This is a genomic window from Pseudomonas sp. GL_103 (assembly GCF_057835175.1).
Map to the genome: position 1 here is coordinate 4,530,481 of NZ_CM174420.1, position 25,512 is coordinate 4,555,992.

28 protein-coding genes are annotated in these 25,512 nt (G+C 60.2%); 19 read left to right on the plus strand and 9 right to left on the minus strand.

Annotation, left to right across the window (positions count from 1 at the left end; all coding sequences use genetic code 11):
* Window positions 1-90: 90 nt before the first annotated feature.
* From AC3IP0_RS20210 to ppnP, 8 genes are all read left to right on the plus strand, one after another.
* Complete coding sequence (locus AC3IP0_RS20210) at window positions 91-1,893, plus strand: acyclic terpene utilization AtuA family protein (protein WP_489316764.1); 1,803 nt, start codon at window positions 91-93, stop codon at window positions 1,891-1,893.
* A gap of 12 nt (window positions 1,894-1,905) precedes the next feature.
* Window positions 1,906-2,775: an SDR family oxidoreductase gene (locus tag AC3IP0_RS20215; RefSeq protein WP_489316765.1), complete on the plus strand. Its 870-nt coding sequence runs from the start codon at window positions 1,906-1,908 to the stop codon at window positions 2,773-2,775.
* Window positions 2,776-2,778: 3 nt separating this feature from the next.
* On the plus strand, window positions 2,779-4,395 hold the full coding sequence (gene atuC / locus AC3IP0_RS20220) for a geranyl-CoA carboxylase subunit beta (protein ID WP_489316766.1): 1,617 nt from the start codon (window positions 2,779-2,781) through the stop codon (window positions 4,393-4,395).
* A 24-nt stretch (window positions 4,396-4,419) separates the two neighbouring features.
* Entirely contained in the window at window positions 4,420-5,577 is a 1,158-nt protein-coding gene (gene atuD / locus AC3IP0_RS20225; protein ID WP_008049124.1) for a citronellyl-CoA dehydrogenase, read from the plus strand.
* Entirely contained in the window at window positions 5,574-6,371 is a 798-nt protein-coding gene (locus AC3IP0_RS20230) for an enoyl-CoA hydratase/isomerase family protein (RefSeq protein ID WP_489316768.1), read from the plus strand. The genes atuD and AC3IP0_RS20230 overlap by 4 nt, the downstream gene beginning before the upstream one ends.
* Window positions 6,372-6,489: 118 nt before the next feature.
* Window positions 6,490-8,451 (plus strand): acetyl/propionyl/methylcrotonyl-CoA carboxylase subunit alpha, encoded by a 1,962-nt coding sequence (locus AC3IP0_RS20235; RefSeq protein WP_489316769.1) that lies wholly within the window; start codon window positions 6,490-6,492, stop codon window positions 8,449-8,451.
* 71 nt (window positions 8,452-8,522) lie between these two features.
* Window positions 8,523-9,065 (plus strand): 3'-5' exonuclease, encoded by a 543-nt coding sequence (locus AC3IP0_RS20240; RefSeq protein WP_223456895.1) that lies wholly within the window; start codon window positions 8,523-8,525, stop codon window positions 9,063-9,065.
* Window positions 9,066-9,134: 69 nt separating this feature from the next.
* Entirely contained in the window at window positions 9,135-9,419 is a 285-nt protein-coding gene (gene ppnP / locus AC3IP0_RS20245; RefSeq protein ID WP_007940055.1) for a pyrimidine/purine nucleoside phosphorylase, read from the plus strand.
* A gap of 83 nt (window positions 9,420-9,502) precedes the next feature.
* On the opposite strand, the gene AC3IP0_RS20250 is transcribed toward ppnP, so the two are convergent.
* Window positions 9,503-10,309 carry an MOSC domain-containing protein gene (locus AC3IP0_RS20250; RefSeq protein WP_489316770.1) on the minus strand — a complete coding sequence of 269 codons (807 nt, stop codon included), beginning with the start codon at window positions 10,307-10,309 and terminating at the stop codon, window positions 9,503-9,505.
* Between the two features lie 108 nt (window positions 10,310-10,417).
* Entirely contained in the window at window positions 10,418-11,353 is a 936-nt protein-coding gene (locus AC3IP0_RS20255; RefSeq protein WP_007973464.1) for a chemotaxis protein CheV, read from the minus strand.
* A gap of 463 nt (window positions 11,354-11,816) precedes the next feature.
* On the opposite strand from AC3IP0_RS20255, the gene AC3IP0_RS20260 reads away from it, so the two are divergent.
* From AC3IP0_RS20260 to AC3IP0_RS20270, 3 genes are all read left to right on the plus strand, one after another.
* Window positions 11,817-12,287, plus strand: a complete 471-nt coding sequence (locus AC3IP0_RS20260; protein WP_489316771.1) for a hypothetical protein — start codon at window positions 11,817-11,819, stop codon at window positions 12,285-12,287.
* A gap of 476 nt (window positions 12,288-12,763) precedes the next feature.
* A complete protein-coding gene (locus AC3IP0_RS20265; RefSeq protein WP_489319807.1) occupies window positions 12,764-13,657 on the plus strand; it encodes a sensor histidine kinase in 894 nt (297 codons plus the stop codon).
* The gene (locus AC3IP0_RS20270) at window positions 13,654-14,313 is read left to right on the plus strand and encodes a response regulator (RefSeq protein WP_489316772.1); all 660 of its coding nucleotides are present in this window, start codon (window positions 13,654-13,656) and stop codon (window positions 14,311-14,313) included. The genes AC3IP0_RS20265 and AC3IP0_RS20270 overlap by 4 nt, the downstream gene beginning before the upstream one ends.
* Here the strand turns inward: AC3IP0_RS20270 and yegS are convergent.
* Window positions 14,297-15,214, minus strand: coding sequence for a lipid kinase YegS (gene yegS / locus AC3IP0_RS20275; protein WP_489325733.1), 918 nt, complete (start codon window positions 15,212-15,214; stop codon window positions 14,297-14,299). The genes AC3IP0_RS20270 and yegS overlap by 17 nt on opposite strands.
* Window positions 15,215-15,422: 208 nt before the next feature.
* Between yegS and AC3IP0_RS20280 the strand changes: the two genes are divergently transcribed.
* Entirely contained in the window at window positions 15,423-15,737 is a 315-nt protein-coding gene (locus AC3IP0_RS20280; RefSeq protein WP_489325734.1) for a hypothetical protein, read from the plus strand.
* 64 nt (window positions 15,738-15,801) lie between these two features.
* Here the strand turns inward: AC3IP0_RS20280 and AC3IP0_RS20285 are convergent, their stop codons facing one another.
* Both AC3IP0_RS20285 and moaB read right to left on the minus strand, forming a co-directional pair.
* A complete protein-coding gene (locus tag AC3IP0_RS20285) occupies window positions 15,802-17,028 on the minus strand; it encodes a molybdopterin molybdotransferase MoeA (protein WP_489316775.1) in 1,227 nt (408 codons plus the stop codon).
* Window positions 17,012-17,551, minus strand: a complete 540-nt coding sequence (gene moaB / locus AC3IP0_RS20290) for a molybdenum cofactor biosynthesis protein B (protein WP_223456911.1) — start codon at window positions 17,549-17,551, stop codon at window positions 17,012-17,014. Before moaB ends, AC3IP0_RS20285 begins: the two co-directional genes overlap by 17 nt.
* An 81-nt stretch (window positions 17,552-17,632) precedes the next feature.
* Here moaB and mobA point away from each other — a divergent pair, with 81 nt between their 5' ends.
* Window positions 17,633-18,235, plus strand: a complete 603-nt coding sequence (gene mobA / locus AC3IP0_RS20295; RefSeq protein ID WP_489316776.1) for a molybdenum cofactor guanylyltransferase MobA — start codon at window positions 17,633-17,635, stop codon at window positions 18,233-18,235.
* Between the two features lie 77 nt (window positions 18,236-18,312).
* A complete protein-coding gene (locus AC3IP0_RS20300; RefSeq protein ID WP_007994800.1) occupies window positions 18,313-18,534 on the plus strand; it encodes a YgdI/YgdR family lipoprotein in 222 nt (73 codons plus the stop codon).
* A gap of 84 nt (window positions 18,535-18,618) precedes the next feature.
* Here the strand turns inward: AC3IP0_RS20300 and AC3IP0_RS20305 are convergent, their stop codons facing one another.
* The 4 genes from AC3IP0_RS20305 to AC3IP0_RS20320 all read right to left on the minus strand — a co-directional run bounded on the left by AC3IP0_RS20305 (window position 18,619) and on the right by AC3IP0_RS20320 (window position 21,884).
* On the minus strand, window positions 18,619-19,509 hold the full coding sequence (locus AC3IP0_RS20305) for a pseudouridine synthase (protein WP_489316777.1): 891 nt from the start codon (window positions 19,507-19,509) through the stop codon (window positions 18,619-18,621).
* 334 nt (window positions 19,510-19,843) lie between these two features.
* Entirely contained in the window at window positions 19,844-20,161 is a 318-nt protein-coding gene (locus AC3IP0_RS20310; RefSeq protein WP_095946326.1) for a transcriptional regulator, read from the minus strand.
* Between the two features lie 172 nt (window positions 20,162-20,333).
* Entirely contained in the window at window positions 20,334-20,570 is a 237-nt protein-coding gene (locus AC3IP0_RS20315; protein WP_489316778.1) for a glutaredoxin family protein, read from the minus strand.
* A gap of 105 nt (window positions 20,571-20,675) precedes the next feature.
* Window positions 20,676-21,884: an ammonium transporter gene (locus AC3IP0_RS20320; protein ID WP_489325736.1), complete on the minus strand. Its 1,209-nt coding sequence runs from the start codon at window positions 21,882-21,884 to the stop codon at window positions 20,676-20,678.
* A 328-nt stretch (window positions 21,885-22,212) separates the two neighbouring features.
* On the opposite strand from AC3IP0_RS20320, the gene AC3IP0_RS20325 reads away from it, so the two are divergent.
* From AC3IP0_RS20325 to AC3IP0_RS20345, 5 genes are all read left to right on the plus strand, one after another.
* Entirely contained in the window at window positions 22,213-22,527 is a 315-nt protein-coding gene (locus AC3IP0_RS20325) for an ElaB/YgaM/YqjD family protein (protein ID WP_489305461.1), read from the plus strand.
* Between the two features lies 1 nt (window position 22,528).
* Window positions 22,529-22,918: a phage holin family protein gene (locus AC3IP0_RS20330; RefSeq protein WP_057713835.1), complete on the plus strand. Its 390-nt coding sequence runs from the start codon at window positions 22,529-22,531 to the stop codon at window positions 22,916-22,918.
* Window positions 22,915-23,259: a hypothetical protein gene (locus tag AC3IP0_RS20335; RefSeq protein ID WP_489316780.1), complete on the plus strand. Its 345-nt coding sequence runs from the start codon at window positions 22,915-22,917 to the stop codon at window positions 23,257-23,259. Before AC3IP0_RS20330 ends, AC3IP0_RS20335 begins: the two co-directional genes overlap by 4 nt.
* A 217-nt stretch (window positions 23,260-23,476) precedes the next feature.
* Window positions 23,477-24,805: a deoxyguanosinetriphosphate triphosphohydrolase gene (locus tag AC3IP0_RS20340; RefSeq protein WP_008049102.1), complete on the plus strand. Its 1,329-nt coding sequence runs from the start codon at window positions 23,477-23,479 to the stop codon at window positions 24,803-24,805.
* Between the two features lie 178 nt (window positions 24,806-24,983).
* Window positions 24,984-25,376 carry a response regulator gene (locus AC3IP0_RS20345; RefSeq protein WP_489316781.1) on the plus strand — a complete coding sequence of 131 codons (393 nt, stop codon included), beginning with the start codon at window positions 24,984-24,986 and terminating at the stop codon, window positions 25,374-25,376.
* Window positions 25,377-25,512: the final 136 nt, after the last annotated feature.

Sequence of the window (25,512 nt, forward strand, 5' to 3'; positions counted from 1 at the left end):
CCAAGCAAGCGCTTGGGCAGAAGATAATCAAGTCATTTACAAACCAAGCGCTTGCTTGGTAATGTCGACGCACTTCGGTTGGAGGTGGCTATGGAATGGACTGCGCCTAAAACAATTCGCATCGGTTGCGCCAGCGCCTTCTGGGGCGATACCTCGACCGCTGCCGCGCAACTGGTCGAACACGGGCATCTGGACTATCTGGTCTTCGATTACCTGGCCGAAATCACCCTGTCGATCATGGCCGGCGCACGGATGAAAGATCCCCGGGCCGGCTATGCGGGTGACTTCATTGAAGTGCTCGCGCCCTTGCTGCCGCAACTCGCGCAGCAAAACATCCGGGTCATCAGCAATGCCGGCGGGGTCAATCCCCAAGCCTGCGCCGCCGCCCTGCAAGCGGCCTGCGACAAGGCCGGGGTGGCGCTGAAGATCGCCGTGCTGCTGGGGGACGACCTGCAGCCGCAATTCAAACAGCTGGGCAACCTGGGCATTCATGAAATGTTCAGCGGCGCGCCCCTGCCATCGATGTGCGTCTCGACCAACGCCTACCTCGGCGCACCCGGCATTGTCGAAGCCCTGCGTCTGGGGGCGGACATCGTGATCACTGGGCGCGTGGTCGACAGCGCGGTGGTCAGCGCCGCGCTGGTGCATGAGTTCGGCTGGTCGTGGCACGACTATGACAAGCTCGCCCAGGCAGCATTGGCCGGGCACATCATCGAATGCGGCGCCCAGTGTACGGGTGGCAACTTCACCGACTGGCGCGACGTGCCCGACTACGAACACATCGGTTTTCCCATCGTCGAAGTCAGCGCCGACAGCCAGTTCATCGTCAGCAAACCCGAAGGTACGGGCGGGCTGGTCACGCCGCTGACGGTGGGCGAACAGATGCTGTATGAAATCGGCGACCCCCGCGCATATCTGCTGCCCGACGTCGTATGCGATTTCACTCAGGTCAAACTGCTGCAACAGGGCAAGAACGCGGTGCAGGTGCACGGAGCCAAAGGCCTGCCGCCGACCGCTCAATACAAGGTCAGCGCCACGTACCCCGATGGTTTTCGCTGCACCGCCAGTTGCCTGATCGCCGGCATCGATGCCGTCGACAAGGCGCGGCGAGTCGGTGATGCGATCATCAACAAGACTTCGGAAATGTTCCGCCAGCGCGGCTGGGCGCCATATAGCGATGTGAGTATCGAGTTGCTGGGCAGCGAGGCCACCTACGGCCCTCACGGCCAGCGCCAGGACAGCCGCGAAGTGGTGATCAAACTTGCGGTACGCCATCCGGACAAGCAGGCATTGATCGTGTTCTCCCGGGAAATCGCCCAGGCCGCCACCGGCATGGCGCCGGGGCTGACCGGCATTGTCGGTGGCCGGCCGACGGTGTATCCGCTGATCCGGCTGTTCTCGTTTCTGATCGACAAAACCGCTTGCACGCTGGACATTGATTTCATGGGTCAGCGCCACCCGTGTGCCCTGCCCGCCCTCGACGTGCTCGACCCGCTGGACCTGCCAGCCCCGCTCGCGCCACCGAAACCGCTTGGCCTGGCCGATGCCAGTGTGGCCCTGGTCAAACTGGCGGTCGCCCGCTCGGGCGACAAGGGCAACCACAGCAACATCGGCGTCATGGCCCGCGAGCCGGAATTCCTGCCATGGATTGCAGAGGCCTTGACCCCGGAAGTGATAGTCGACTGGATGGGCCACGTCCTCGATCCCATCCACGGGCGGGTCGAGCGCTGGTACTTGCCCGCCAGCCACAGCCTGAATTTCCTGCTGGAAAACGCCCTCGGCGGCGGCGGTGTCGCCAGCCTGCGCATCGATCCGCAAGGCAAGGCCTTCGCCCAGCAACTGCTGGAAATCCAGATCCCGGTGCCGCAGCGCATCGCCGACCAGTTCAACTAGAGGATTGCCGCCATGGCCTACGATTCGATTTTCAAAGCCGATTTGTTTGCCGGTCAAAACATCATCGTCACCGGTGGCGGCAGTGGCATCGGCCGCTGCACCGCCCACGAACTGGCGGCCCTCGGCGCCCATGTGCTGCTGGTCGGGCGCAAGGCCGACAAGCTGAAAACCGTTGCGGCGGAGATCGCCGACGACGGCGGCAAGGCCGATTGGGCGGTTTGCGACATCCGCGAGGAAGAATCGGTACAGCACCTGGTCAGCGAATTGATCCGCAAGCATGGCCCCATTCACGGCCTGGTCAACAATGCGGGCGGGCAGTACCCGTCGCCCCTGGCCTCAATCAATCAGAAGGGTTTCGAAACCGTGATGCGCACCAATCTGGTGGGCGGTTTCCTGATGGCCCGGGAAGTGTTCAACCAGTCCATGAGCAAGCACGGCGGCGCCATCGTCAACATGCTCGCCGACATGTGGGGCGGCATGCCGGGCATGGGCCACTCCGGCGCGGCACGTTCGGGCATGGACAACCTGACCAAGACCGCCGCGTACGAATGGGGTCATGCCGGGGTGCGGGTCAACGCCGTGGCGCCGGGGTGGATTGCCTCCAGCGGCATGGACACCTACGAAGGCGCGTTCAAGGCTGCGATTCCGACCTTGCGCGAACACGTGCCGCTCAAGCGCATCGGCACCGAATCGGAAGTCAGCGCGGCGATTGTTTTCCTGCTCAGTCCGGCAGCGGCGTTTGTAAGCGGCAGCACCTTGCGCATCGACGGCGCGGCCAGCCTCGGCGGCCGCGCCTGGCCGATCCATAAAGCGACCAACAGCGAGTCGTACAACGGTTTCCACCGCGCCTACATACCAGACGTGTTGAAGGACAAGGAATAACCCATGCCGGTGATTCAGTCGTTACTCGACCCCCACAGCGAGTCGTTCGCCCGGAACCGTGCGGCGATGCTGAGCGCCATCGAGCAAGTTCGCGTGCTCGAACAGAACCTGCTGAACAAGGCTGCCGAAGCCAGGCCGAAGTTCGAAAAACGCGGCCAGTTGCTGCCCCGGGAACGCCTCAATCTGCTGCTGGACCCCGGCGCGCCGTTTCTCGAACTGGCGAGCCTGGCCGGCTACAAGCTGCATGACGACAAGGATGGCAGCTCCGCCGGTGGCGGCTTGATCGCCGGCATCGGCTACGTGTCCGGCGTGCGCGTGCTGGTGGTGGCGAATAACAGCGCGATCAGGGGCGGGACCATCTCCCCCAGCGGCTTGAAGAAATCCCTGCGCCTGCAACAGATCGCCATGGAAAACAAACTGCCGGTGATCACTCTCGCCGAAAGCGGCGGCGCCAACCTCAATTACGCGGCGGAGATTTTCGTCGAAGGCGCGCGCAGCTTTGCCAATCAGGCACGGATGTCGGCCATGGGCTTGCCGCAGGTCACCGTGGTGCACGGCTCGGCCACGGCGGGCGGTGCCTATCAGCCGGGATTGTCGGATTACGTGGTGGTGGTGCGCGGCAAGGCCAAGCTGTTTCTCGCCGGTCCGCCACTGCTCAAGGCCGCCACCGGCGAAGTCGCGACAGATGAAGAACTGGGCGGCGCCGAGATGCACGCACAAACCGCCGGCACCGCCGAATACCTGGCTGAAAACGACGCCGACGGTGTACGCCAGGTGCGCGAGATCATCGCCTTGCTACCGTGGAACGAGCAGTTGCCCCCACTCCCCGAACGTCGCTGGGAGGAGCCGCTCTACCCCATCGACGAACTGCTGGGCCTGATCCCGGATGACCCGAAAAAACCCTACGACGTGCGCGAAATCATCGCCCGTCTCGCCGATGCTTCGAACTTTCTTGAATTCAAGGGCGAGTTCGATCAGCAGACTGTGTGCGGTCATCTGAAAATTCAGGGCCGCGCCTGTGGCTTCATCGGCAACAACGGCCCGATCACGCCAAAAGGTGCGAGCAAGGCCGCCCAGTTCATCCAGCTGTGCGACCAGAGCCAGACGCCGCTACTGTTTTTTCACAACACCACCGGGTTCATGGTCGGCACCGAATCGGAACAGCAAGGCGTGATCAAGCACGGCGCGAAGATGATTCAAGCGGTGGCCAACGCCCGGGTGCCGAAACTGACCATCGTCGTCGGCGGTTCCTACGGCGCCGGCAACTATGCGATGTGCGGGCGCGGTCTCGACCCGCGTTTCATCTTCGCCTGGCCCAACAGCCGCACCGCCGTGATGGGCGGCGCGCAAGCGGGCAAAGTGCTGCGCATCGTCACCGAGGCCAAACAGGCCAAGGACGGCCTGGTGCCCGATCCGAAAATGCTCGACATGCTCGAACAGGTCACCGCGCAGAAACTCGACAGCCAGTCCACGGCGCTCTACGGCAGCGCCAATCTCTGGGACGACGGTTTGATCGACCCGCGCGATACCCGGACCTTGCTTGGTTATCTGCTGGATATCTGTCACGAGGCCGAGGTGCGGCCATTGCAAGCCAACAGTTTTGGCGTAGCCCGGCTCTAGGCTGGCTCAAGGAGAACAATAAAAATGATCTTCACCCAGGAACACGAAGCACTGCGCCGCACCGTACGCCAGTTCGTCGAGCACGAGATCAACCCGCATGTCGAGGAATGGGAAAAGGCCGGGCGCTTCCCCATCCACGAAATCTTCCGCAAGGCCGGCGACCTCGGTTTGCTGGGCATTTCCAAACCGGAAAAATTCGGCGGCATGGGGCTCGACTACAGCTATTCGATCGTCGCTGCCGAAGAGTTCGGCACTATTCATTGCGGCGGCATCCCGATGTCCATCGGTGTGCAGACCGACATGTGCACCCCGGCGCTGGCCCGATTCGGCTCCGATGAATTGCGCGAGGAATTCCTGCGCCCGGCCATCAGCGGTGAGCAGGTTGGCTGCATCGGCGTCTCCGAAGTCGGCGCCGGCTCTGACGTCGCCGGGCTGAAAACCACGGCGCGCAAGGACGGCGACGACTACGTGATCAACGGCAGCAAGATGTGGATCACCAACTCGCCGAGCGCCGACTTCATCTGCCTGCTGGCCAACACCTCGGACGACAAACCGCACATCAACAAGTCGCTGATCATGGTGCCGATGAACACGCCGGGCATCAGCCTGAGCTCGCATCTGGACAAGCTCGGCATGCGTAGCTCGGAAACCGCCCAGGTGTTTTTCGACAACGTGCGCGTACCGCAGCGCAACCGCATCGGTCATGAAGGCGCGGGGTTCATGATGCAGATGCTGCAATTCCAGGAGGAACGCCTGTTCGGCGCGGCCAACATGATCAAGGGCCTGGAGTACTGCGTCGACAGCACCATCGAATACTGCAAGGAGCGCAAAACCTTCGGCAACGCGCTGATCGACAATCAGGTGATCCACTTCCGCCTGGCTGAACTGCAAACCGAAATCGAATGCCTGCGGGCGCTGGTCTATCAGGCCACCGAGCAATACATCAAAGGCCAGGACGTCACGCGCCTGGCCTCCATGGCCAAGCTCAAGGCCGGGCGACTGGGCCGCGAAGTCAGTGACAGCTGCCTGCAATACTGGGGCGGCATGGGCTTCATGTGGGACAACCCGGTGGCCCGGGCTTACCGCGATGTACGGCTGGTGTCGATTGGCGGCGGCGCCGACGAAATCATGCTGGGGATCATCTGCAAACTCATGGGTATTCTGCCGGGGAAAAAGAAATGAACAACCTGCCGGTTTGCCAGACCTTGCTGCTGGAACTGCACAACGGCGTGTTGCACATCACCCTCAACCGCCCGGAATGCCGCAATGCGATGAGCTTGCAGATGGTCGCCGAGTTGCGCTCGGTGCTGGCCGCGGTACGCGATAAACCAGGGGTTCGCGCACTGGTGATCGGCGGCGTCGGCGGGCACTTCTGTGCCGGCGGTGACATCAAGGACATGGCCAACGCCCGCGCTCAGGGCTCGACTGCGCACCGGGATCTGAACCGGGTGTTCGGCGCGCTATTGCAAGAGGTGCAACACGCTCCGCAAGTGGTGATCACGGTGCTGCAAGGCGCGGTGCTCGGCGGCGGTCTCGGCCTGGCCTGTGTCAGCGATATCGCCCTGGCCGATCACCAGGCGCAATTCGGCCTGCCGGAAACCAGCCTCGGCCTGTTGCCTGCGCAGATCGCGCCGTTCGTGGTGCAACGCATCGGCTTGACCCAGGCTCGGCGCCTGGCCCTGACGGCCGCGCGTTTTGATGGTCACCAGGCACGGCGCATGGGGCTGGTGCATTTTGTCGAGCATGATCCGCAGGCCCTGGCCGAACGTCTCGATGAGGTGTTGGCCCATGTGCTGTGTTGTGCCCCGGGGGCGAATGCGGCGACCAAGAAACTCTTGCTGGCGAGTGCGGGTCAGCCCTCGGATGCGCTGCTGGATCAAGCGGCTGAATGGTTCAGCGAAGCGGTGACTGGAGCCGAAGGCATCGAGGGAACGATGGCCTTCGTGCAAAAACGCAAACCCGGGTGGGCCATTTAAAAGCTTCGCGAGCAGGCTCGCTCCCACCTTGGATTTGTGTCGTTCATAAACCCTGTGGGAGCGAGCTTGCTCGCGATGAGGCCCGACCAGACACCGCTAAAAATCAGAGAGCCTACCCATGCCCGGACTCAAAAAAATCCTCATCGCCAACCGCGGTGAAATCGCCTGCCGCATCCAGCGCACGGCCCAGGCGCTGGGCTATCGCACGGTCGCCGTGTTCAGCGACGCCGACGCCGATGCACTGCACGTGCGGATGGCCGACGAGGCGGTCAACATCGGCCCGGCCCCGGTGCAACAGTCTTACCTGAACATCCCGGCCATCCTCGACGCGGCCCGGCGCACGGGCGCGGATGCGATCCATCCGGGCTACGGTTTCCTCTCGGAAAATGCCGGGTTTGCCCTTGACTGCCGGGATGCCGGCATCAACTTCATCGGCCCCAGCCCCGAGGCCATTGAACTGATGGGCAGCAAGCGCCTGTCGAAGATCGCCATGATCGAAGCCGGCGTGCCCTGCATCAACGGTTATCAAGGCGCCGGGCAGGACGACGCCACCCTGAGCCGCGAGGCCGAGCGCATCGGCTATCCGCTGATGATCAAGGCCAGCGCTGGCGGCGGTGGACGTGGCATGCGCCTGGTGCACAACACCAGCGACTTGCTGGAACAGATTCGCACCGCGCGCTCCGAAGCCCTGAACGGTTTTGGCAGCGGTGAACTGATCCTCGAACAGGCACTGGTCGAACCCCGTCACGTCGAGATCCAGTTGTTCGGTGACAGGCATGGCAACCTGATTTACCTCGGCGAGCGCGATTGTTCGGTGCAGCGCCGGCATCAGAAAGTCATCGAGGAAGCGCCCTGCCCGGTGATGACCGCTGAGTTGCGCCAGGCCATGGGCGAAGCGGCGCTCAAGGCCGGACGAGCGGTGAAGTACGTCGGCGCGGGCACCGTGGAGTTTTTGCTGGATGCGCGCGGGCAGTTTTATTTCCTGGAGATGAACACCCGACTGCAAGTGGAGCACCCGGTGACCGAACTGATCACCGGGCTGGACCTGGTGGCCTGGCAGTTGAGCATCGCCGAAGGGCAACCGCTGCCCTTGCGCCAGGAACAGGTGCAACTCACGGGCCACGCCATGGAAGTGCGCCTGTATGCCGAAGACCCGGCCCAGGGTTTCCTGCCGCAAACCGGGCGCGTCGTGGCCTGGGAACCGGCATTGCAGGACGGCGTACGGATCGACCACGGCCTGATCGAAGGTCAGGTCATCAGTCCTTTCTACGACCCGATGCTCGGCAAGCTCATCGCCCACGGTACCACCCGCGAAGAGGCCCGGCGCAAACTGCTGCGGGCGGTACAAGACAGCGTGCTGCTGGGGCTGCAAAGCAATCAACGCCTGCTTGCCAGCCTGCTGGAACACCCGCAGTTCGCTGGCGGAGATTTCAGCACCGGGTTCATCGCGCAGCATTTCGCCGACCACGCCTGCCTGCATCGCGAAACCCCAGGCGCGCACCACTTGGCCATCGCCGCCGCCCTGTTCTATCAGGCTGCAGCGCAGGCTCACCCGGCCCCGCTTGGCGGCTGGCGCAACAACGCCAGCGTGCCACTGCACTATCGCATCGGCCTTGAAGATCAGGACTGGCCGGTAGCGTTGCAGGCGATCCCGGGCGAGCCGTTGCGCATTCAGGTCGCCGAGCGCAGCCTCGAACTGAAGATCATCCACTGCGACGGACGCTGGGCCACCCTCGAAATCGAAGGCGTTCGCCAGCGCCACGCTTATCGCCTGGAGGCCGGGCGTCTCTGGCTGTTTACCCGGCCGGGGAGTCTGCAGTTCGTGGATCGCACTCAGGCGCAGGTCCGCAGCCAGGCCAATATCAGCTCCGGCACCCTCAAGGCACCGATGGACGGGGCAATTGTCGACGTCCTCGTCAACGAAGGCAGCCAGGTGACCAAGGGCCAACTGCTGGTGGTACTGGAGGCGATGAAAATGGAGCACCCGTTGAAATCGGGCATCGACGGTGTTCTGAAACGCTTGCAAGTCAAAATCGGGGATCAGGTGAAAAACCGGCAGATTCTTTTGGAGGTCGAATAAGCCGCTAGGCGGAACCGCCGGGTTTGGCTACGCTCAAAGCCTATCAGGACGCGGATACCAGGAAACCTGCAATGCCTCACTGGCTGGTTATTGATCTGGAGGCCACCACCGATGAGGGGGGTTGGCCCGTAACGGATATGGAAATCATTGAAATCGGTGCCACCCTGGTGGACCGCAAGGGACGCGAACTGGACCAGTTCCAGCGCTTCGTCCGGCCTTTGCGGCGGCCGTTGCTGACGCCGTTTTGCCGCGAGCTGACGCACATCACCCAAGCCAACATCGATGCCGCGCAACCGCTGGGCGAAGTCTGGCCGGCGTTTGAACGCTGGCTCGGCCAACACCACACGCGACTTGAAGGCTGGGCCAGCTGGGGCGATTACGATCGCAAACAACTGCTTCAGGATTGGCAGCAGCTGGGACTCGCCAGCATGCTGGCCAACGTGCCGCACATGAACCTCAAACAGCGCTTTGCCAAGGCCCGACGCCTGGAACGCCCGCTGGGGCTCAACGGCGCCCTGCAACTGGCCGGCCTGCAGTTCACCGGCCAGCAACACCGGGCGCTGGAAGATGCGCGCAATACCGCACGCCTGCTGCCGCTGGTTCTTCCGCTTTAGACAGGTGACGACTCCCGGGGCCTTGTGCATACTGGCCGGCCCTTTTTAGCCCTTTTCGAGGAATCGCCCATGTTTAAAGTCAACGAGTACTTCGACGGCACCGTCAAGTCGATCGCCTTTGGCACCGCAGAAGGTCCAGCGACCATCGGCGTCATGGCTCCGGGCGAATACGAATTCGGCACCAGCCAGCGTGAAATCATGCACGTGGTCAGCGGCGCATTGACCGTCAAGCTGCCAGACAGCAGCGACTGGGAAACCTTCGCCGCCGGCAGCCAGTTCAACGTGCCGGCCAACAGCAAGTTCCAGCTGAAAGTCGCCGTCGACACCGCTTACCTGTGCGAATACCGCGGCTAAGCCTGCGGGGCCTCAACCAAAATAGTCGCCACAATAAAAATGCCCGTGTTTTTTGACACGGGCATTTTTTATTCTGCGCAAAATTACTCCAGGATCTCCACCGGCATGCCGACTTCGAGTCGACCGTTGCCGTCGTTGACCAGGTTCTGGCCGAACATTGCGCCGTCCGCCTGGGAACGGTATTTCTGCAAGGTGGCCAAGGGTTCGCGATCGTCGCTGCGCTCCCCGGTTTGCGGGTCGATGGTGGTCAGGATGCAGCGCGAACAGGACTTGACCACGCGGAACTCCACCTCGCCGATACGGATACGCTTCCAGCCGTCCTCGGCGAACGCCCCACTGCCTTCGATCACCAGGTTCGGCCGGAAACGCAGCATCTCCAACGGACGCCCAACCTGTTGCGACAAGTCCTCGAGAGAGGCCTGGCCAATCAGCAACAGCGGATAACCATCGGCGAACGCCACCTGGTCGTCATCCTTGCCGTAGCCAGCCTCCGTCATCCGCGCCCGATCCAGCGGCACTTGCACCAGGCGTGTCGGTTTGCCGATGAACTGGCTGACCCAGGCCCCTGCTTCATCGCCTGCATCGGGGACTCGCAAGGTATCGCGCCAGATCGTCACGCCACGCAGTTCTGCATCGTTACCGGGCAAGGCTACGTCGATCGGCGAATGGCCGGGCGCGCTGAGGGTCAAGCCGCCTTCGGCATTCCACAGCGCCGACAACTGGCTCATCTGCGCCACTGCACGCTGGGTCAGGAAGCGCCCGCTGGCCTCGTCCACCAGCATCCAGCGGCGATCGCCGTCCAGTCCGAGTTTATCGAGACCGATCGCTTGCAAGGTCTCGCCCTTGGCGGACTTCAACGGATAACGATACAGCGCGCTCAGACGCAACATGGCCAGCTCCCTGGTAGGTAAAAACGCCACCCTATACGAGCTTTACGACCGAATCAAAGACTGACGATCAGACACCGCAAACCCGCTCCCACAGTTGTGCAGACCCGCTTAGGCCGGTACTTCGTCAAGCATCAGGCGCTGGCGCACCACGTCGACGAGTTTGTCCGGCTGGAATTTGGAGAGGAAATTGTCGCAGCCGACCTTTTTCACCATCGAGTCGTTGAAGCTGCCGGACAGCGAGGTGTGCAGCACTACGTACAAGCCACGCAGGCGCGGGTCGTTGCGGATCTCGGTGGTCAGGCGATAGCCATCCATTTCCGGCATTTCCGCATCGGTGAAGACCATCAGCAGTTTTTCGGTCATGTCCACGCCGGTATCAGCCCAGGCCTTGAGCATGTTCAAGGCCTTCAACCCGTCGCTGGCGATGTGCATCTTCACGCCGAGCTGTCCCAGGGTATCGCGCAATTGCGCCAGGGCCACGTTGGAGTCATCCACCAGCAGCACCTCACGGCCACGGGCCCGTTCCAGCACCGGATCTTCGAGCTTGTCGCGGGAGACCTTGGCGTTGTACGGGACGATTTCGGCCAGGACCTTTTCGACGTCGATGATTTCCACCAGTTGATCATCGACCTTGCTGATGGCCGTCAGGTAGTGCTGGCGGCCGGCGCTGCTCGGGGGCGGCAGAATGGCTTCCCAGTTCATGTTGACGATCCGGTCCACGCCACCAACCAGGAAGGCCTGAACCGAACGGTTGTATTCGGTGACGATAATCGTGCTGCCAGGCCCCGGCACCAACGGGCGCATGCCAATGGCCTGGGACAGGTCGATCACCGGCAGGGTCTGGCCACGCAGGTTAACGACGCCGCACACAAAAGGATGGCGCTGCGGCATCAGCGTCAACTTTGGCAGCTGCAGGACTTCCTGTACTTTAAAGACGTTGATCGCGAACAATTGCCGTCCGGCGAGCCGGAACATGAGAATTTCCAGGCGATTCTCACCCACCAGTTGCGTGCGTTGGTCTACCGTGTCGAGAATGCCGGCCATCAATGACTCCAGGTCTTGTTCGGATGAATTCACTCAAGGAAGGTTATCGGCTGTTTTTGCCGAAGCTTGACCCTCTCTAAAATGCCACGCCCGGCCATTGATGTCACATTAACATCATGCTTTACTGGCGCCGTGATTACATCCGCTGAACTTCTACGCCGCGCGACCCTTGTTTGCGTGAAAGGTTCCCCTGCGTAAGGGATTCCCCTATCAACAATCAGGTGCAACCTGATATTCGCAAAATCCAATAGCCATTAATGTGACGCCATTCTCATTGCATGAACGGAGTCAGGCTTTTGTGTGCGATCGCAAGTCAGTGGCCAACCACCCTCTCGTGTTCCCCAGCCTGCCTTCGGGCCAGCCGCAGTTCGTTCACCCGACGACTCGGCAATGCCGGGGTCCCGACCGCCCTCGTCGACACACACGATATCCCCTCATTTGACATGACGTTGTGGAGATAAGTATGCCGAACGACCGTAAAGAGTGGGCCCAGCGGCTCCCGGAGTTTCTTGTCGAGGCAGAAACACTCCTGGCTAAAACCGAGGAATGCCTGAGTCATCTGCAGTTGATCAGCAATGACAAGGACGCCATCGACTGTCTGCTCAGCACACTGCTCAAGCTCGCCAACAAGGCCGATGCCCTGGCGTTGGCGGCCGTGTCTGAGTTCTCTCTGCATATTCATGGCCTGCTGAACCACGCACAGAACACCATGAGCCTGCACGACGAGGCGCTGAGTGCCCTGAAAGACTGCCTGACCCTGATTGCCTGGCAACTCGAACTCATCGACCAGACCACCGGACAGCTCAGTCTCGACGACAGCGAGCAGGTCACCCTGATCGAAGCCTTTGCCTTTCAGGTCGGGCAAAGCCGGTTTCAACCACCTGTCAACGCCAGGCCCTTCACCCTCGTATCCTATTCGGAGCGACAGGCCTGAACTTGCCAAACCATGCCGTATGGCGTGTCCTGGTTATCAATTCCGCGCTGTAACTTGAGTGCGCACATGTCGCAAATGAATATTTCATAGCTATAAGCGACATCTTTAAACAACCACTCTTGCCCATCGACAATTGCGCTCCTGCCTTGACCCGGGTATTGCCTGATATCAACAAAAGAACCCGGGGTAATCGGCATTTTGCGGCGGCAACAACCAACCTGTCCCATTATGGAATCATCGTCCAGACGACCGGACTCCTGACTTTTCGGACAAACATACGAACGCGACCAACGGTATCTTAAGTGCTACTATGCCGCCTGTTAGTTGACGCCAATTAATGGCAGTGTGAATTGCAGCCGGATACAGCTCGCTGTAGTTCGCAGCTGAACTCGTCGGCGCTCCACATAAAAAAACAGGGGCCTGTCAGCCAGCATGACCGGTCAGCCCGCAGCGAACATCCATTGGCTCCATCCGCTATGCACGCCAGCCTCAAGTCAATCGCCAAGTGGCCACCCTCCCGGGAAAATGCACGCACATTCACGCTGTCGCTATGCGCCTGCTCAACCCTCGGCAGTCTACTGGTCTATGGCTTGTCCATCCCGTTGCCCCTGTCATTGCTGGTACTCAACGTTGCGGCGCTGACCAGTGTTGCCGTGCAGTACTGCCTCTCGCGTAAATCCATCAAGTTCCAGCCTCAGGAACTGGCCGACCGGCTGTTGCAGGTCCAGGAAAACGAGCGTCACCGACTGAGCCGCGAACTGCATGACGACATCGGTCAATTGCTGACCGCCGCCAAACTGCAAAGCGACTGGCTCAAACGCCGGATGCCCGAAGAGCTCCAGGGACAATGCACGGTCCTCTGCGACACGCTGGAAGAAACCCTGGCCAAAGTTCGTGACGTATCCGCCATTCTCAATCCCCGGCAGTTGACCAGCCTTGGGCTGGAAGCCAGTCTGCGGGCACACCTGCTCAAGACCCTGGCCAATACCCCGGTGCACTGGAGCCTGGAATGCCAACAGCGCCTGACCGGCATACCGGAGGAAATGGCCGTGGCAGCTTTCCGTATTACCCAGGAAGCGGTCACCAACATCCTGCGACATGCCCAGGCCAAGAACCTGCTAGTGTGCCTGCAGCGACTGCCCCAAGGCCTGAAGTTGCAGATCAGGGATGATGGTCAGGGCTTCGCGCCCGCAACAGACCCTGGTCGTGAAGGGCAGCGCGGTATGGCCGGGATGTCGGAACGGATCGATCAACTGGGCGGCACACTGACCGTTACCAGCGAGCCGGGCAAAGGCACTCAAATCGAAGCTCTTTTTCCCTGGGCGCCCCGTGCGCTCGAACGGGCCAGTTCGAATAAGGTTATGCATTGACTTGTAATTTACTACTGGTGGATGACCACTCGCTGATCAGGGCTGGCGTGCGCGCCCTGGTAATGGATCTGCCCGGCTATGCCGTCATCGGTGAGGCCAGTGACGGCTCGCAGTTGCTGGAAATGGTCGTTCGTCTGTCCCCGGACATTGTCCTGCTGGATATTTCGATGCGCCAGACCGGCGGCCTCGAAGCCCTGCAACAGCTCAAGCGAGTGCGCCCGCAGAGCAAGGTCCTGATCCTCTCGATGCACACCGACCCGGCCCTGATCATGCAGGCGCTGGAGTCCGGAGCCCATGGCTACCTGCTCAAGGACACCACGGCGACCGAACTCGAGCACGCGCTGGAAGCCTTGCGCAACAACGAGCGCTACCTGAGCCCGGCCATTGCCCACACGGTGATCAACCAGGCGCTGACCCGGAACCAGAAGCACCCATCCGAACCTGCCGACTCGCACAACCTGACGGCACGTCAGCTGGAAATCCTGCGGTTGATCGTTCGCGGAAAATCCACCCGAGAGATCGCAAACGGCCTGGGGTTGAGCGTCAAGACCGTCGAAACCCACCGCTCGCAGATCATGAAACGCTTGCAGATCTACGATGTGGCCGGCCTGGTGCTGTTTGCCGTGCGCGAACAAATCATCAGCCTTGATGACTAGGCACTTCACCGGCACGTAACAGCGGCGAATTCTCAGGCAGATGCACGAGTAACGCCGCTGGGCGAACCGAGAAACGCAGGTTGTCCCCTTCCAGCGGTTCACCATCAAGGTTGATGTAAAGCCCTTCCGAAACCTTGATCTCGACCCAGGGCAGGCGCGCCCGGACAAACATGCTGTCGATGCCAAAGCCTTCGGTCAGCAGGTTTTTCAATGTCCCGACCACCTCCTGCGGTGCCGGCAGGATGCTGATATCCAGCAAACCGTCATCAACCAGTGCCTGCGGGCACAACGCCCGCCCACCACCGGCCTGCCGGCCATTGCCGATGCCCAGAGCCAGCAGGTCGCCACTCCAGTGAAAATCCGGTCCCTGCAATTCACCATAGGCGGTATGCAGCTCATTGAAGCGTGACAAGCCGGTGAACAGATACGCCGCACCGCCGAGGATTTTCTTCAGATCCTCCGGGGTGTTCGCCGTGACATGACTGCCAAACCCACCGGTCGCCATGTTCAGGAATATCTGCCCATCAACCTCCCCCAGATCAATGGCAGTCGGCACGTTATCAAGCAGCTCCAGCGCCTGATCGGGCTCCAGGGGCACACCCGCCGCACGCGCAAAATCATTGGCGGTACCTAGCGGCATCACGACCAGACTGGCTTTTTTCGGATGCTCCGCCATGGCTTCGGCTATATCGCGCAGGGTGCCATCGCCTCCACCGGCAATGATGTATCGATACCCGGCCGCCAACGCTTCGCCCACCTGCCTCTGCGCATCGCCGGCTTCCCAGGTCAATCGAACAGCCAGCTCCCAACCTCGCTCGCGCTGGCTGTCGACGGCGGCGCGGACCGCCTCGTTGAGCGCTTGCTTGCCATGCAGAATCAATAGCGCCTTGCGATCGCTCATTACTCACTCCCGGTTTGAATGGCATCTGGGAGATGTTGACCGCGAAGGCTCCGGTAAAAGTCGCGAGAAATCGAATTATTTCCAGCCGGAAAGTCTTGCCCCCCACACGGCAGGACTTTTCTTACAAAACATGAGGAATCGGCTCAATTGACCGGAAATCTGAATTGATAGAGTTTTAGGAGCCTGCTGGACATCACAAGGACGTGCCATGCAACGCCAAAACCTCGCATCACCGACCATTTCGGTCTTGCCGCTCACAGATAATAAAAATGCAGGCCATCGAACTGAATGCCGCAACAGCACAAAAGCCACGGGAGAAGTTGATATGGAACCTCGCGTCACCGAGCTGGAAACACACCTCAAGTGCATACGCAGGGACATGGAAGAAGCCCGGGATGACGTCAAATCCATCAAGCACCGACTTGTCTATTCCGCCTGCGGAACAGCCGTGATCCTCGGCCTCCTTGGCTGGATCGCCAATAGCCGTTTCGAGCAGGTCATTTCATTGCTTCTGGCGCATTGAGTGGCCACTCACACAAGACCCGGTTCAATCAACCGGGTCTTGTGTGACAAAGCCGCTGAAGCTATCAGCCCAGGACTTCGCTCAGCGGAATGAAGAAAACGCTATCGCCCTGAACCAGCGTGCGACCTTCCAGGACTTCTACCAGCCCATCAGCCCATGCAGCGCTGCGCAGCACACCGGAACTCTGGTTTTTGTAGATCGTCGCCCTGCCGCTTTCCAGCCGCCCGCGCAAATACTCACGCCGATTACCAGGCTGGAGCCAGTCAAACCCTGCCGGCACCTGCACCTTCAGCGGCTCAACTTCTATTACACCCTGACGGCGCAGGAGATAGGGCCTGGTCAACAAGGCAAAGGTCACGAGGGTCGACGCCGGATTGCCCGGCAAGCCAATCACCGGCACACCGCGGAAATGCCCGAACGTCAGCGGTTTACCGGGTTTGATGGCGAGTTTCCACAGCGTCAGTTCGCCCTCTTCGCGCAAGGCGATGCCCAGAAAATCGGCTTCCCCCACCGATACGCCACCGGTCGAGAGGATCAGGTCGACATCCTTCAACTCACCTAATCGGGAGCGAGTGGTTTCCAGATTGTCCGGCAGAATTCCCGCATCGACGACCTCACACCCCAAACGCTGCAACCAGCTACACAACAACACCCGGTTGCTGTTGTAGATCTGTCCTGGCCCCAGCGTCTGCCCCGGCTCAATCAATTCGTCGCCGGTGGATAGCACCGCCACACGCACCTTGCGAACCACCTCCAGCTCAGCGCATCCCAACGAGGCCGCCAATCCTTGCTCGATCGGCCCCAGTTGCGTACCCGCCGGCAGAATCAACTCGCCGACGGTGGTTTCCTGGCCTTGCGGGCGAATGTTCTGGCCTTGGGTCAAGGCTTTCGTGAAACGTACTCGCTCATCGGCCTGAACCTCGGCGTTTTCCTGCATCTCGACGCAATCGGCACCGGCGGGAACAGGCGCCCCGGTGAAAATGCGCGCACAGGTGCCTGGCTGCAACGGATCGGGGGCCTGGCCGGCAAACACCTTCTGACTGACCAGCAACGGCTCTCCCGTCCAGTCGGCCATGCGCAGGGCATATCCATCCATGGCACTGTTGGGCCATGGCGGCAGATCAAGCGTCGACACCAGATCTTCAGCCAGTACGCGCCCCTGTGCCTGCGCCAACGGCAAGCGTTCACGCTCGACAATCCTCGAGGCCTCGGCCATTTCCAGCAAGCGCGCCAACGCCTGCTCGACAGGCATCAGACTGCCAGACTTGCCAGGCTTACCCACGGGATTCACAAGGCGCTGCCTGTTTCAAATGAGGCACGAAATTGCACGGCCGATGCCGCGAATCCAGCTGCTCGGCCAGTATGCCGTCCCAACCGGTGCGCACGGCATTGGTCGAGCCCGGCAAGCAGCAAACCAGCGTGCCGTTGGCCAGACCTGCCAACGCCCGGGACTGAACGGTCGAGGTACCGATATCGGCTACCGATATCTGGCGGAACAGCTCGCCAAATCCATCAACCTGTTTGTCCAGCAGGCAACCGACGGCTTCCGGCGTGCTATCACGTCCGGTAAAACCGGTGCCGCCAGTGATCAGCACCACCTGCACGACATCATCGGCAATCCAGTTAGCGACTTGCGCGCGAATTTTGTAGAGGTCATCTTTGAGCAACACCCGGGCGGCCAGGTAATGACCGGCAGCGGTCAAGCCGTCGACAAAGACCTGACCTGAGGTGTCGGTTTCCAGTGTGCGGGTATCGCTGACAGTCAGCACTGCAATATTCAGCGGTGCGAAAGGTACATCAGCCTTGGCTTTCATAGGCTCGTCCAGTTGTAGGAGAAACAGCCCGGTGTTATATCACAGCGCTCCGTTTTTTCGCCGCCCCCATGGAGGCCTGCCATGACCACGAATTCACAATTGCCACCCTGCTCCATTCTGCTCCTGGCGGGCGGTCGCGGCCAACGCATGGGTGGTCGGGACAAAGGGTTGCTGGACTGGCACGGCGAACCCCTGATTGCGCATCTGCATCGCAAGACCCGCCCGCTGAGCGATGACCTGATCATCTCGTGCAATCGCAACCTTGAGAAATACGCACCCTACGCCGACCAGTTGGTCCACGATGATGAAGGTGACTTCCCCGGGCCGCTGGCCGGTATCCGCGCAGGCCTGAAAGCTGCTCGCCATAGCCATCTGCTGGTAATACCCTGTGACGTTCCGGGCATCGATGTGGCGCTGATCGGCAGTATGCGCGAGGCTGCCAACCTGCATCCGGACAAGCCGCTGATGGTGCGGCATGATGACCACTGGGAGCCGTTGCTGTGTGTGATTCCCGTGCTACATAGGGCAGCATTTGAAAATGCCTGGATCGAGGGTGAGCGCAGCCCTGGCCGGTTGATGCGCAAACTCGGTGCGACCGCGCTGCAATGCCCCGACAAGGACCCTCGACTGGCCAACCTCAACACACCGGAACTTTTAAGCGGTCATGACACTGTGTCAGACTGATATTGATCAGGAACTTGCGCGGTCGGTGCACGTCTCAAGTTCAGCAACCAAAGAATTCTTATTCGGAGACACAACTCATGACTCAACGGACCCTCGCCACTTTCATGCTCGCACTGGGCCTCGCCACCCTCGCCGGTTGCGCATCGCCTACGGTGATCACCTTGAATGACGGTCGCGAAATCCAGGCCGTCGACACGCCACAATTCGACAAGGATTCCGGTTTCTACGAATTCGAACAGCTCGATGGCAAACAGACCCGCATCAACAAAGATCAGGTTCGTACCGTCAAGGAGCTGTAATCCTGGTGCCACCGGATACAGAAAAGCCCGCTTGATGCGGGCTTTTTCATGCCTGGAGAACAGCGTTTCAGGATCGTTTCCTGATCACCATTGCAGGGTGATTTCACTCTCGAACTCACGCGTCTGGCCCGTGACCGGATCGATAAATTTCAGCCCCTGAGCCAGCAGCTTCAAAGGATTGGCGTAGTCATCCTGCGCATCCTTGAGCACCTCGGGGTAAAACGGGTCGTTGCAGATAGCGGCGCCCAACGCCGCCATATGTACCCGCAGCTGATGTTTCTTGCCCGTCACCGGGTAAAGACCATAACGCCAGAGATCCCCCTGCTTTTCCCTGACTTCGACCGCCGTCTCGGTATTGCTGGCCCCCGGACCTTCCTGCATGCGGAAGAACGGTTCGCCATCGACCAGTCGGCTTTTATGCACCAACGGGAAAGAAAGGCCAGGCAATGCCTTTGCGATGGCCTCGTAGCGCTTGTCGATCTGCCGGGTTGGAAACAATGACTGATAAGCCGAACGAGTCTGCGGATTGGCGGAAAACAGCACCAGCCCTGCGGTATGTCGGTCGATGCGATGCAATGGCACCAGGTGCGGATTGTCCAGGCGACGGATCAAGCGCCTGAGCAGCGTCTGTTCGACGTATTCGCCAGCCGGCGTCACCGGCAGGAAATGCGGTTTGTCGGCCACCACCAGATGCTCGTCCGCGTACAGAATCGACTCGATCACCGGGATTGGCTTTTCATCCGGCACTTCGCGAAAATAATGAATCCGCAATCCTTCCCTGTAGGCCAGGTCGAGGGCAATCGGCATGCCCTGCCCATCGAGGACCCGGCCACGGGCAATTCTGTCCAGCCATTGTTCACGACCGATGGCGCTGAAATGCTCACACAGGCAATCGACAACGGTCTGCCACGGGCCAGGTGGCAAGTAGAGCGTACTGGCCTGACTGTGTGCCGCGGAAAAAGAAGAAGTGGACATACGAAAGCTCTAACCTCATTGCAGAGCGGCATTATCCAACAGCAAGGGGAATGAACCTAGGGGGCGTTCTCAATTAGTTTTCCCGTCGCGTTGTCGCCTTAAAGCGGGCCAGGCAAGGCGCAGGCCGCTGGAAATGGTTGTTCCCTTTCCAAGGCCTGCAACGCAGCCTGGCCCGTTTTAAGGCACAACCCGAAGGGCCGGGCCTGCTGTTGTGCAGGGCTGCGTTGCTCGAAGCTTATTTGGAATGACCAAACCACGCTTCTCGCGCCTTGCCCTGCACAACAGCAGGCCCGGCGCGGCGTGAAAACTAATTGAGAACGCCCCCTAAGATTCCTCAAGCCGGGATCTGTGCGCGTGCCGCCGCTTCGGTGTACTCCTTGAGCCAGCGCAGTACATCGACCGCCTCCCAGCGGGCGGGGTCATACAGGGCGTACAACAATCCCTGATAACCCACGACATCGAGTTGCCGGTGATAACCCGCACGCTGAAACAAGGCCTCGATTTCTGCGAAACAGGTATTGAAATGCGTTTTGTTGAAGGGCGTTTTCCCCTCGGTCACCAGACCATCCAGACGCAATTCAAGGACAGCCTCGCGCACGACGTCCGCGGACATCCGGTTCACGCTGTTCTTCAACTGTTCGACATTGACCACGATTCATCCCTCTGACGCCCGGGCTTGCCTGCTCACTCCCGAAAATCAGGAACGGCAAGGCAGGCACCGCGAATAACTGTATACGCATACAGTATCCGATCAACACCGAATAAGCCAAGGGGATCAATCGCAAAGTTCGACAGGCGGGACATGCCGTCAGCGCAAGAACCGCTCAATGCAGGAACGCCACCACCTGATCGGCACTGAACGGCCAGCCCAGTTCAGCACCGGTATCGACTCGCCGCAACACCGGAATACGCAGGCTGTAGGCTGCGAACCATGTTTCATCCTCAGCGATATCCACCAGTTCCACCAGCAGACCGCGCTCGACGAACTCCATCAACATGGCTTCGGCTACTTCACAGAGATGGCATCCAAGGGTGCCGAACAGCTGACATTCGGGAAGCATGAGCGCTCAACCAGAAAATGAAGTGACCATTCTAGGCCTGCCCCGAAAAACCGTCGAGCCATTGAGGTCCCTGCCCTGATGCCACCGAAGATAAAGAGACCCGAGTCAGTCCTGGCTCACGGCGCCGATCTTGTGGATCGACAGGTCCGCGCCGTAATACTCCTCTTCCTGGCTCAGGCGCAGTCCATGCAACGCCTTGATCACGCCATACACCGCAAATCCGCCGGCCAGCGCCACAGTGACGCCCAGCGCAGTGCCGATCAACTGGCTGATCAGACTGACCCCGCCCAGCCCGCCCAAAGCGGTCTGGCCGAAAATGCCGCAGGCGATGCCGCCCCACACGCCGCACAAGCCATGCAACGGCCACACACCCAAGACATCGTCGATGCGCCATTTGCCTTGGGCCGCGGTAAAGCACCAGACAAACAGCGCCCCCGCGACGGCACCGGTGACCAGTGCCCCCATAGGATGCATCAGGTCGGAACCGGCACAGATTGCCACGAGCCCCGCCAACGGGCCGTTGTGCAAAAAGCCGGGGTCGTTGCGCCCGACAATCAGCGCCGCTACCGTACCGCCAACCATGGCCATCAACGAGTTCACCGCCACCAGTCCGCTGACACCTTGCAGGGTTTGCGCACTCATGACGTTGAAGCCGAACCAGCCAACAATCAGGATCCACGAGCCCAGTGCCAGAAACGGGATGCTCGATGGCGCGAACGCGACCAGCCGACCGTCGCGATAGCGGCCATTACGCGGCCCGAGCAACAGCACCGCCGCCAGTGCCAGCCAGCCGCCCATGGCATGCACCACCACGGAGCCTGCGAAATCATGGAAACCAGCGCCAAAGCGCTCCAGCAACCAGGCTTGCAACCCCAGGTTGCCGTTCCAGACAATGCCTTCGAAGAACGGATAGATGAACGCGACGATCAACGCGGTTGCACACAGCTGGGGAACAAACCGGGCGCGCTCGGCGATCCCTCCGGAAATGATCGCCGGGATCGCCGCGGCAAAAGTCAGCAGGAAGAAAAACTTCACCAGTCCATAGCCATGGTCGGCATTGAGCACGGCCGCTGGCTGCATGAACGTCACGCCATAGGAAATCCAATAGCCTATAAAGAAGTAGGCCATTGTCGAAACGGCGAAGTCGCTGAGGATTTTCGACAAGGCATTGACCTGGTTTTTCTGTCGCACGGTTCCGACTTCGAGAAAGGCGAAACCGGCGTGCATGGCCAGAACCATGACCGCACCGATCAGAATGAACAGCGTGTTGGAGCTATGGACCAGGGTGTCCACAGCGCTTTGCAGATTTTCCATGGAATGGGCAGACCTTATGGCAGAAAAAAGCACCAAAGCAGTTCGCGATGACCGCCCATGCACCAAGTTGCAGCTTCAAGGCATCAGCGGACTGATCCCGCTGAACCACTTTGGCGCACGGACGCCGCCCAGGAAAAACGCGCCCCGGACGTTTACGCGAGTTTTTGATTGTTGGTCCTACGGTTTTACTGAAATCATGCCCGGCAATAGCGCAATGGTGCGGACCGGCGCACCACGACCCAGCAAAAGTTGTACCAGTCATTTGTACTGAACCTTCGCCGAAGGCTCATACTCGAACGCATCAGATAGCCACTTAAGGAGATCCACCATGGCCCGCCCCCAGGCAAAGACTGCTCAAGAAATCCTGATGAACGACTTTCAGACACTGGTCAGTGACACCGAACGCTTGCTGGAGCACACCGCGAACCTGGCCGGCGATCAGGCCGACGAGTTGCGCGAGCAGATCCACGACAGTCTCTTGCGTGCCCGTGAAACCCTGAAACTCACCGAAGACTCCCTGCGCGAACACGGCAAGGCTGCTGTCACCGCCACTGAAGACTATGTCCAGGCCAACCCTTGGCAATCCGTCGGGATCGCGGCCGGCGTGGGTTTCCTGATCGGTCTGCTGGCCAGCCGGCGCTGATATGTCGATCGGCGAATCCGGCCCGTCCGTGACGGGAACCAGCTCCTCATCGCGGCGCCTGGGTGCTGCCTTCCTTGGGTTGCTGCACAGCCATGTCGAACTGTTCGGCATCGAATTGCAGGAACAAAAAGCCCGCACCGTCAGCCTGTTGCTGTTTGCCGGTCTGGCGCTGGTGTTTGCGTTGCTGCTGCTGGTAGGGCTGTCGACGCTGGTGCTTATCGTGTTCTGGGACACGTATCGCCTGACCGCCATCATCGGGCTCTGCGTGTTCTACTCCCTCGCCGCCATATTCTGTGGAATGCGCTTGAGAGCGGCGATTTTCGATGAGTCCTCGCCCTTCCATGGCACCCTGGAAGAGCTGGCCAACGATCGGGAGCGCCTGCTGCCATGAGCCTGCCTGAATTGCCACAAAACAGCTCGCGCGCGGAAATGCGCAAGGCCCTGATCCGCCTGCGCATGGAAATGCATCGTCAGGAAATCCGCCACGAATCCGCGCAACTGCTGCAGCCCTTGCAACGGGTGCGCGGGATGACGCAAAACCTGCAGGACGGCTTCGGCATCAAGCACGCTCCACTCTGGGGCGTGGCCGCCGTCACCCTGCTGGGCTTTCTGACCGGCAAGGGTGCAAAAAATGGCGGTGGCCTCAGCAGCCTGACCCGGCTGATACGCCTCGGCACCACACTGGGGCCGCTGATCAAACTGATCATGCAGGGCTCTTCGCGCAAAGACTGATCAGTTTCTTTCTGGCTTGCACTCTTGCAATGTCGACGGGATGCGCCCCTCTATCGAGAGGTGCAATCCTGTGCGCCTACCCGGTCAACAGGCACCCTCCAAAAAAAGATCTTGCAAGAAGGTCTCGATATCGACGCCGCCAGGTTGTAGTTCCGCTTGCAGGTCATGGCGCGAAACGGGAAGCTAGGACATCAGAAACCTGACGGAGAGACCCGCCTTGGATTGGCACACCCTGCTTACCCGCGAACGCCTCGGAAAACCTCTGCACAGCCCTGAAGAACTCGGCCGCAGCCCTTTTCACAAAGACCACGACCGCATCATTTTCTCGGGGGCTTTCCGTCGCCTCGGGCGCAAGACCCAGGTCCATCCGGTGTCCAGCAACGATCACATTCATACGCGCCTGACCCACTCGCTGGAAGTCAGTTGTGTGGGTCGTTCACTGGGCATGCGGGTCGGCGAAACCATCCGCAGGACGCTGCCCGAATGGTGCGAACCCAGCGACCTGGGAATGGTGGTGCAATCGGCCTGCCTGGCACACGACATCGGCAACCCGCCGTTCGGCCATTCCGGTGAAGACGCGATCCGCCATTGGTTCCAGCAAGCCGCCGGCCGTGGCTGGCTGGATGCAATGAGTGAAGCCGAGCGCAATGACTTCCTGAATTTCGAAGGCAATGCCCAGGGCTTTCGGGTACTCACCCAACTGGAGTATCACCAGTTCGACGGCGGTACCCGCCTGACCTATGCAACGCTGGGCACGTACCTGAAGTATCCATGGACGGCCAGGCACGCCGACTCGCTGGGCTACAAGAAACACAAGTTCGGGTGTTATCAGAGCGAGCTGCCGCTGCTGGAGCAGATCGCCCATAAACTCGGCCTGCCACAACTGGAGGAGCAGCGTTGGGCGCGGCACCCGCTGGTGTACCTGATGGAGGCCGCCGACGACATCTGCTATGCGCTGATCGACCTGGAAGACGGCCTGGAAATGGAATTGCTGGAATACGCCGAAGTCGAATCCCTGCTGCTGGGCCTGGTGGGCGATGACTTGCCGGAGACCTATCGCCAGCTCGGTCCCGACGATTCGCGCCGACGCAAACTGGCCATCTTGCGCGGTAAAGCCATCGAGCACTTGACCAATGCCGCGGCCCGCGCCTTCGTCGAGCAACAGGATGCGCTGCTGGCCGGTACGCTGCCCGGCGATCTGGTGGAGCACATGCACGGTCCCGCCAAGCGTTGTGTGCTGAATGCCAAGGACATGGCCCGCAAGAAAATCTTCCAGGACAAGCGCAAGACCCTGCACGAGATCGGCGCCTACACCACGCTGGAAATCCTGCTCAACGCCTTTTGTGGTGCAGCGCTGGAGCAGCACAACGGTCGAACCCCGTCATTCAAGAGCCGCCGCATCCTTGATCTGCTGGGCAACAATGCACCCGATCCTCACGGCCCGTTGCACACTTCGTTTTTGCGCATGATTGATTTCATCGCCGGCATGACCGACAGCTATGCCAGTGACATGGCTTTGGAAATGACCGGCCGCGCCAGTCACTGAAGTGAATCGGTTGGTCAGCCATTACGACATTCGTTATGGCTGATCCCCCCTTCAACATCCAAAAGCACTCAAGTTTCGTCGAATCGCCCTACAGCACATGGCGAGCAAACTGATCGCTTGCCCGATACTCTCGCGAAACAATCGCCCTCCCTTCTGTTCGACAGATGAAGTGCGCCCCATGGCCGAAGACGATCTACGCATCCTTGTGGTGGAAGACCATCCCTTCCAACTAATAGCCACTCAATGCCTGCTGGAAAGTTATGGTTTCACCCGACTGACGACCACCGACAGCGCCAAAGGCGCCTTGCTGCAACTGCTCGGGGCCGAGCAACCGTTCGACATCCTTTTATGCGATCAATGCCTGCCCGGTCTGACGGGACTCGATCTGGTCCGGTTCGCCAGCCAGCGAGGGCTGATCAGGCAGGCGATTATTCTGAGCAGCCTGACGACGTCTGAACTGGATGAGCTTGAAAAAACAGCCACTGAACACGGGCTGCCATTATTGGGTTACTTGATAAAACCACTGAAACAATCTGAATTTAGAGATTTGTTGACCTCAGCACCGCTATAGAAAAAAACATATAAATTTTGACAATTACACAGTGAAAAACTTACAAACAACTTCCTTTTAAAGCACACCCACACATTGGACTTTTTTCAGCTTTCCTAATAAGAGACCTAGTTAATACGTAGTCCCATTCTTTTTA